The organism is Streptococcus sp. 2106, from assembly GCF_013277315.1.
GTDB lineage: Bacteria > Bacillota > Bacilli > Lactobacillales > Streptococcaceae > Streptococcus > Streptococcus pseudopneumoniae.
In genome coordinates, this window is record NZ_VMMS01000105.1 from 1 (window position 1) to 8,276 (window position 8,276).

Below are 8,276 nucleotides of genomic sequence, written 5' to 3' on the forward strand. Positions count from 1 at the left end.
CCGCAGGTTGCTCAAAACACTGTTTTGAGGTTGCAGATAGAGCTGACGTGGTTTGAATTTGATTTTCGAAGAGTATGACTAGAAAAAATAAAGGAGAAACCATGTCTCAACTCTATGATATTATCATTGTAGGTGGTGGTCCCGTAGGGCTTTTTGCAGCCTTCTATGCCCACCTACGCCAAGCCAAGGTTCAAATCATCGACTCCCTTCCCCAACTAGGTGGACAACCTGCTATTCTCTATCCTGAAAAGGAAATTTTAGACGTCCCAGGTTTCCCAAACCTGACTGGAGAAGAGTTGACCAACCGCTTGATTGAACAACTAAACGGTTTTGATACCCCTATTCATCTCAATGAAACAGTTCTTGAGATTGAAAAACAAGATCAAGGCTTTGCCATTACAACTTCTAAAGGAAGTCACTTGTCTAAAGCAGTTATCATCGCTATGGGTGGCGGTGCTTTCAAACCACGTCCTTTGGAACTAGAAGGGGTTGAGGGCTATGAAAATATCCACTACCACGTTTCCAACATCCAGCAATATGCTGGTAAGAAAGTGACGATTCTTGGTGGAGGAGACTCGGCTGTTGATTGGGCTTTGGCTTTTGAAAAAATTGCACCAACTACCCTTGTTCACCGCAGAGATAATTTCCGTGCCTTGGAGCACAGTGTTCAAGCCTTGCAAGAATCATCTGTAACCATCAAGACACCATTCGTCCCTAGCCAACTCCTTGGAGATGGAAAAACGCTTGATAAACTTGAAATCACAAAAGTCAAATCTGATGAAACAGAAATGATTGACTTAGATCACCTCTTTGTCAACTATGGTTTCAAATCTTCTGTTGGTAATCTTAAAAACTGGGGCCTCGACCTCAACCGCCACAAGATTATTGTCAACAGCAAACAGGAATCCAGCCAAGCAGGTATCTATGCTATCGGTGACTGCTGCTACTATGACGGAAAAATTGATCTGATTGCGACAGGGCTTGGAGAAGCTCCAACTGCTGTCAATAATGCCATCAACTACATTGACCCTGAACAAAAAGTACAACCAAAACACTCTACTAGTTTATAAAAAAGAACCACGAGTCACATAGGATTCGTGGTTTTATAGTTCATCGGCTATCTTGTTAGCTCATATTTCCCCCTTCTTTAACAAAAATAAAAATGCCTATCAAACTGATAAAACATGTGATATAATAGGGACGGCACTAACAATACGCCTTGGAAAAGGAGGTATTACAGATGCTAGAACTTCTCAGAATAGTACTTATCGCAGTCATCGAGAGTATCATCTCATGGCTGGTGACTCGTTGGTTAGACGATCACTTCGACAAGTAACCTTCATGGTTAGTGCTATCTAACCCAGAAAAAATCCCCTCGGTATTGCAGTACCGAGGGGATTTCTGTTAGCACTAAAATGCTAGAACTTCTCAATTCCCCTTTATTATCTCACATGCTCTATTCAATTGTCAAGAAACAGGTTAATATTTTGTAAACTAGCGACATCAGGCTGTTAGAAAAATGGAATCAACCAATCATACTGATAATTCAAGGGCTTGTTTTATATCTTTATAACTCATCAGCTAATTTATTTATCTTTCTGAGTCTATGATTGACACCACTTTTGGTCAGGGGAGTGCTGAGGCTATCTGCTAACTGCTGGATAGAGTAGTCTGGGTGCTGAATCCGCAACTGCGCTACTTCCTGCAAATCCACTGGCAGATTTTCTAAGCCCATGATATCTTTAATTTTGCTGATATTGTTGATAGTCTTCATGCTGGCAGAAACTGTCCGAGCAATATTAGCTGTCTCGGCATTATTGGCCCGATTGAGGTCGTTACGGGTTTCTCGCAAAATCTTAACCCGCTCAAAATCATCACGCGCCTGCATGGCTCCGATCACTATCAAGAAGTCCATAATGTCTTCTGCTCGCTGGAGATAGGTCACAGCCCCCTTCTTGCGCTCAAGCACCTTGGCATCCAGTAAAAACTGCTGAAGAAGGGAGGCAATTCCTTGCGCGTGGTCCAGATAAACTGAACTGATTTCCAACTGGTACTTACCCGATTCAGGGTCACGAATGCTGCCATTTGCCAAGAAAGCACCACAGAGATAAGCACGACCCGCTTCCTCATCCGATAAAATCGCCTCGTCAATACCTGTTTCCAGACCAAAGAAGGAGTCTGCCAAGTGCAAATCACTCAGCAGGTCCTGCACCTTTTCATCTGTAAAAACGGTATAGACTCGATTCTTGCGGAGATTGCTCCGTTGGTGGTGACGAATTTCCGATTTGATTTCATAGAAATGGAGAAAGGACTCATAGAGGTGACGGGCCAGCTTGGCATTTTCTGTCACAACAGACAAGGTCAAGCCCGAAGTCGAGAGACCGATACTGCCAGACATTTTGATAATGGCAGATAATTCATGCCGGCTCAGATGGTGTTGACCTAGAATTTCTTCTTTTACTGCTACTGTGAAACTCATTTTCTCACCTGTATAATCCGCATCAACTCATCCACAATCAAATCTCCATCGTGGAAGGCACCCCCATTTTCCAGACGAAGGAAGTTGGATGAAATCACACGCGGAACTTGCTTACAAAGACCAGAAAAATCATGTTCCACCTGCACCAAGTATTCATCAAAACGATTGGAATTCATGTATTCCTGAGGCACTTTTTCGATATTCACCAAGACAGTGTCGATAAAAGGTCGGCCAAGGTGACGATGCAAGACTTCCACGTGGTCGCTATCTGTAAAGTGTTCCGTCTCCCCACGTTGGGTCATGATATTACAGACATAGGCGATTTCTGCCTTAGTTTCCAAAAGAGCCTTCCCGATTTCCTTAATCACGATATTGGGCAAAATAGAGGTAAAGAGAGAACCAGGTCCGAGGACAATCATGTCACTTTCAAGAATGGTCTGGACTACTCGACGGCTAGCCAGAGGCGTATCATCGTTGAGGGTATTGGTCACATAGACATGGTCAATCATGCCTGAATGGTCTGCAATATGACTCTCTCCAGCCACTTCTGTCCCATCCTGAAAGACTGCATGCAGGGTCAAAGGATGGTCACTGGAAGGATAAATTTTCCCTGTTGTATGGAAAAATTTGCTCAATAACTGCATGGCATTATAGGTCGAACCCTGCATCTCTGACAGACCTGCAATAATGAGATTGCCCAATGGATGGCCAGCAAAGGCTCCCGCATCCTCAGAAAAACGATACTGAAAGACCTTCTCATAAAACTTAGGCATATCCGACATGGCCACGAGAACATTACGAAGATCACCTGGCGGTGTCAATTGCTGCATATTTTTTCGGAGTTCACCTGATGAACCACCATCATCCGCCACCGTTACGATAGCAGCGATTTCCACATCTTTTTCACGCAGACTTTTAAGAATGACAGGGATCCCAGTCCCTCCACCAATCACCGTTATCTTTGGTTTTCTCATGAACGGTTTACCGTTTCCTTTCTTCGGTCTTTGTCGCGATGCCCTTCATTAACAGGCCAATTCTTGGATAAGTCCTGCGCCAAGCGTTTAGCAAAGGCCACACTACGGTGTTGCCCACCCGTACAACCCATGGCAATAGTCAAAACAGACTTTCCTTCCTTTTGGTAACTTGGCAAAATCGGCTCAATCAAGGCCAATAAATGTTGATAAAAGTCTTCTGACTCAGGATGATTCATGACATAGTGATACACTGGTTCATCTACACCCGTTTGGTTTCTCAGTTCTGGTAGGTAGTAAGGATTTGGCAAGAATCGGACATCAAAGACTAGGTCCGCATCAATCGGGATTCCATATTTAAAGCCAAAAGACATGACTTCGATACGGAAGGACTGGGCTTGTTCTTGGTCTGAAAACTGCTCTGCAAGGGTTTTACGCAGCTCACGCGGAGTCAGTTCAGTTGTATCCACCACATTTTGACTCATATTTTTCAAAGGGGCCAAGAGCTCACGTTCCAGCTTGATTCCATCCAAAATCCGTCCATCTGCTGCTAGAGGGTGACTCCGTCTGGTTTCCTTGTAACGCGCGACCAATTCTTTATCAGCTGCATCCAAAAAGAGAATTTTAAAGTCCAGTTCTTCTTTGTCTTCCAACTCATCCAAAACATCTTGAATCTCTGAGAAGAAAGAACGGCTACGCATATCCACTACCAAGGCCAACTTATGGTCGTCTTCCTTTGTTTCCACCAACTGCAAAAACTTAGGCAAGAGAGCTGGCGGCATATTATCAATAGTGAAATATCCCAAATCCTCAAAGGACTGAATGGCAACTGTTTTCCCTGCCCCACTCATTCCTGTCACAATCACCAAGTGAAGTTGTTTCTTTGTCATCTTTTTCTCCTTATATCAAAAGAAGTTTGGCAGAACCAAACTTCAACTATCTTATCCAATCTCTGCGATGACTTCGATTTCGACTTTTACATCACGAGGAAGACGAGCTACCTCCACAGCTGAACGAGCTGGAAATTCCTCTTTAAAGGCCGTTTGGTAAACCTCGTTAAAAGGAACAAAGTCGTTCATATCGCTCAAGAAGCAAGTTGTTTTGACAACATGGTCAAAGTCTGTTCCTGCTTCTGCCAAAATAGCACCGATGTTTTTTAAGACTTGCTCTGTCTGTTCTTGAATCGTTTCTCCAACGATTTTCCCAGTTTCAGGAGATAGGGGAACTTGACCGCTAGCAAACAAAAGGTTGCCAACGATTTTTCCTTGAACATAGGGCCCGATAGCCTTTGGGGCCTTATCTGTATGAATTGTTTTTGCCATTTTCTTTTCCTCACAATTTTTCTAAGATTGCATCCCAAGCCTCATCCATCCCTGCCTTGCTGACAGATGAAAAGAGGATAAAGTCGTCACTTGGGTCAAAGTTTAATTTCTTTTTGATTGCTGATTCGTGCTTGTTCCATTTACCACGAGGAATCTTGTCCGCCTTAGTCGCCACAATGATGACTGGAATCTCATAATACTTAAGAAATTCGTACATCTGTACATCATCTGCTGACGGGTCATGACGAAGGTCAACTAAACTGACTACCGCACGGAGATTTTCCCGAGTCGTTAGGTACTCCTCAATCATGCGCCCCCACTTTTCACGTTCCTTTTTGGAAACACGGGCATAACCATAACCAGGCACATCCACAAAGCGCATCTTGTCGTCAATGTTAAAAAAGTTGAGAAGCTGGGTTTTCCCAGGTTTCCCTGACGTACGAGCCAGATTCTTACGATTCAGCATAGTATTGATAAAGCTAGACTTGCCAACATTTGAACGCCCTGCTAGGGCAATCTCTGGTAGTTCATCCTGCGGATAGTGGGACTTGTTAGCCGCACTGAGCAAGATTTCAGCATTATGTGTATTCAGTTCCATAGTCACCTCTAGGCTGTTTCTAGGATTGGTTTATCCGTTCCATCGACAGCTTCTTTTGTGATGCGGACCAATTTCACATTTTCCTGACTCGGTACTTCAAACATGACATCTAGCATGGTTTCTTCAATAATCGAGCGAAGACCACGCGCCCCTGTCTTGCGTTCGATAGCCTTATTGGCAATTTCCTGAAGGGCTTCATCGTCAAATTCCAACTCGACATCATCATAAGAAAGCAAGGTTTGGTACTGTTTCACCAAAGCATTTCTTGGCTCTTTCAAGATACGAACCAAATCATCTACTGTCAACTGTTCAAGAGCAGCAAAGACTGGCAAGCGTCCAATCAATTCAGGGATAATACCAAATTTTTGAATATCTTCTGCGATGATTTCTTGCATGTAAGAGCTATTTTCATCGATAGCCTTATTATTTTGACCAAATCCGATGACTTTTTCACCCAGACGTTGTTTGACAATTTCTTCAATACCATCAAAAGCACCACCCACGATGAAGAGGATATTTTTGGTATCCACTTGAATCATCTCTTGTTGCGGATGTTTGCGTCCACCTTGAGGTGGTACGCTAGCAACAGTTCCCTCGATAATTTTGAGAAGGGCTTGTTGCACCCCTTCACCAGAAACATCACGTGTGATAGACACGTTCTCGCTCTTCTTGGCAATCTTGTCAATTTCATCCACGTAGATAATCCCACGCTCTGCACGTTCAATATTAAAGTCAGCAGCCTGCAGGAGTTTGAGGAGGATATTTTCCACGTCCTCACCCACATAACCAGCCTCCGTCAGAGCTGTCGCATCTGCAATCGCAAAAGGTACATTCAAACTCTTAGCCAAGGTCTGAGCAAGGAAAGTTTTCCCCGAACCAGTTGGGCCAATCATCAAGATATTTGACTTCTGCAAATCCACATCTTCCGACTCTTCACGCGTATCGTGGAAATTGATACGTTTGTAGTGGTTGTAAACCGCCACTGCCAAAGCACGCTTGGCACGATCTTGACCGATTACATAGTGATTCAAGATATGGAGGAGTTCGATTGGTTTTGGAACTTCTGACAAGTCTGCCAAGACTTCCTCAGCCAACTCTTCCCGAATGATTTCCTGGGCCAACTCCACACATTCATTACAGATAAAGGCATTGTTGCCAGCGATTATTTTTTGTACTTCTTCTTGGCTTTTGCCACAAAATGAGCAATAAACCATCATATCATTTTTCCTAGTTGTAGGCATGATTTCCTTCCGTTCTATTCTATACTGTCATTCTATCTAAAATAAGGTCATGTAAAAGGCATGGACACTATTGACCAAATTGGTAAAGGCATTTAACCAGAGCAGGATAGAAAGCCCGTAACGCTTTTTACGAAAAGCCTGTGCTCCTGCCAGAAGGCAGATGAAACACAGAAAAGCCGTGAATAAACCAAATAAACTCCGTTCCATTAGACTTCCTTTCTCTTGCGGTATTGGATGGTAAAATCATAAGGATTTTTCTCATCTTTGGTATAGGATTTGCTTGAAACTGTCTCAAAAAGAGATAAGTCAAACTCCTCAGGAAAATAGGTATCTCCCTCCACCCGAGCATGAATGTGAGTCACAATCACTTCATCCAAATAGGACTCAAAAGCCTGAAAAATCTGCTTCCCACCGAGAATGTAGAGATTCTTTTCTTGAACCTGATACCAGTCCAAGACAGACTGGACATCGTGAAAAGTAGCAACCCCATCTATCTTTTCTTCTAGGTTACGTGTCAAAATCAAGGTCTCACGTTTTGGAAGCAAGCGACGCCCCATCCCATCAAAGGTCACGCGCCCCATCAAGATAGCATGATTCAGAGTTGTTTCCTTGAAATGTTGCAGTTCTGCTGGCAAATGCCAAGGCAGACGATTGTCCTTACCAATCACACCCTCTTCATCCTGGGCCCAAATAGCTACGATTTTCTTAGTCATGCTTCCATCCTTTTTACTGATAGTACTATTTTATCAAAAAACTCAAAAAAAGACTGGTTTGGAATAGCTTACAAAATAGAAAAAATCTGTAAGAAATTTCCTACAGATTTATCTATGTTGCCTTGTTTCTTACAAACCAGGTGCTTGTCCAAGTTCTGCTGCAAGCATCCAGATTGTTTTATCCGTTTCAGTTTTAGCATCTGCAAAGATACCGTTTGTCACATCGTCACCTTCTTCATCAGTGGCATCCAAACCTTTTTGGAAAAGTTCTGACAAGTAACGGTAGATAGCAAGAACACGTTCCAAGCTTTCTTCAACATTGCGGTATTCACCAGCTTCTTCTTCGATTTCACTGTTTTGAAGGAATTCTGTCAATGTAGAGAATGGGCTTCCACCAAGTGTGATCAAGCGTTCGCTGATTTCATCCAATTGACCGTCAAGAGCTTCCATATACTCATCCATTTTTGGATGCCATACAAGGAAACCACGACCACGCATATACCAGTGTACTTGGTGCAAAGCCACATGAGCTACGTACAAATCAGCAACAGCTTGATTCAAGACTTCCTTTGTTTTTGCCAATGCTACTGGCGCTGCTTTTGTCAATGATGTTACATCTTTTACTGCTTCTTTTTTCAATTCTACCATTTTATTTTACCTCGTTCATTATTTTTTGTAACCACTTCTTAATGATTACTACCTTAGTATACTACTAAGGAAAACCAATAGCAAGCCAAATGACTCACATGAGAAAAGTTGCAATAGACTGATAATTTAAGAATTCTTTAGAAGACGAAAAAGAGGTCTGGATGCTTATAGTCAATGGAAATCCATCAGCAAACTAGGAAACTAAACCCAGTTTAGCCAAAGCATAAGTTTTGAGGTCGCAGGTAGAACTGACCACGTTGATGTGGTTTGAAGAAATTCCCCAAGGCCAAATTTCAAGTTCAAG

At 42.9% G+C, this 8,276-nt stretch carries 10 protein-coding genes; 1 reads left to right on the plus strand and 9 read right to left on the minus strand.

All coding sequences use genetic code 11. The annotated features are described in order from the left end of the window. The first annotated feature begins 101 nt into the window (after positions 1-101). Entirely contained in the window at positions 102-1,070 is a 969-nt protein-coding gene (locus tag HT723_RS10230) for an NAD(P)/FAD-dependent oxidoreductase (RefSeq protein WP_172935144.1), read from the plus strand. 497 nt (positions 1,071-1,567) lie between these two features. Here HT723_RS10230 and whiA read toward each other — a convergent pair whose 3' ends face one another. The 9 genes from whiA to HT723_RS10275 all read right to left on the minus strand — a co-directional run bounded on the left by whiA (position 1,568) and on the right by HT723_RS10275 (position 7,972). Continuing rightward, complete coding sequence (whiA, locus tag HT723_RS10235) at positions 1,568-2,479, minus strand: DNA-binding protein WhiA (protein WP_049540853.1); 912 nt, start codon at positions 2,477-2,479, stop codon at positions 1,568-1,570. Continuing rightward, entirely contained in the window at positions 2,476-3,453 is a 978-nt protein-coding gene (locus tag HT723_RS10240) for a YvcK family protein (RefSeq protein WP_172935145.1), read from the minus strand. Before HT723_RS10240 ends, whiA begins: the two co-directional genes overlap by 4 nt. Further along, positions 3,450-4,340, minus strand: coding sequence for an RNase adapter RapZ (gene rapZ / locus HT723_RS10245; RefSeq protein WP_172935146.1), 891 nt, complete (start codon positions 4,338-4,340; stop codon positions 3,450-3,452). The genes HT723_RS10240 and rapZ overlap by 4 nt, the downstream gene beginning before the upstream one ends. A gap of 51 nt (positions 4,341-4,391) precedes the next feature. After that, positions 4,392-4,772 (minus strand): RidA family protein, encoded by a 381-nt coding sequence (locus tag HT723_RS10250; RefSeq protein ID WP_172935147.1) that lies wholly within the window; start codon positions 4,770-4,772, stop codon positions 4,392-4,394. A 10-nt stretch (positions 4,773-4,782) separates the two neighbouring features. Then, a complete protein-coding gene (gene yihA / locus HT723_RS10255) occupies positions 4,783-5,370 on the minus strand; it encodes a ribosome biogenesis GTP-binding protein YihA/YsxC (RefSeq protein ID WP_000422605.1) in 588 nt (195 codons plus the stop codon). A gap of 8 nt (positions 5,371-5,378) precedes the next feature. Further along, on the minus strand, positions 5,379-6,611 hold the full coding sequence (gene clpX, locus HT723_RS10260; RefSeq protein WP_025170719.1) for an ATP-dependent Clp protease ATP-binding subunit ClpX: 1,233 nt from the start codon (positions 6,609-6,611) through the stop codon (positions 5,379-5,381). A 36-nt stretch (positions 6,612-6,647) separates the two neighbouring features. Next, positions 6,648-6,818 carry a hypothetical protein gene (locus HT723_RS10265; protein ID WP_000442277.1) on the minus strand — a complete coding sequence of 57 codons (171 nt, stop codon included), beginning with the start codon at positions 6,816-6,818 and terminating at the stop codon, positions 6,648-6,650. Then, a complete protein-coding gene (locus HT723_RS10270; RefSeq protein ID WP_024475379.1) occupies positions 6,818-7,324 on the minus strand; it encodes a dihydrofolate reductase in 507 nt (168 codons plus the stop codon). Before HT723_RS10270 ends, HT723_RS10265 begins: the two co-directional genes overlap by 1 nt. A gap of 129 nt (positions 7,325-7,453) precedes the next feature. Next, entirely contained in the window at positions 7,454-7,972 is a 519-nt protein-coding gene (locus HT723_RS10275) for a Dps family protein (protein ID WP_000229880.1), read from the minus strand. Between the last annotated feature and the right edge of the window lie 304 nt (positions 7,973-8,276).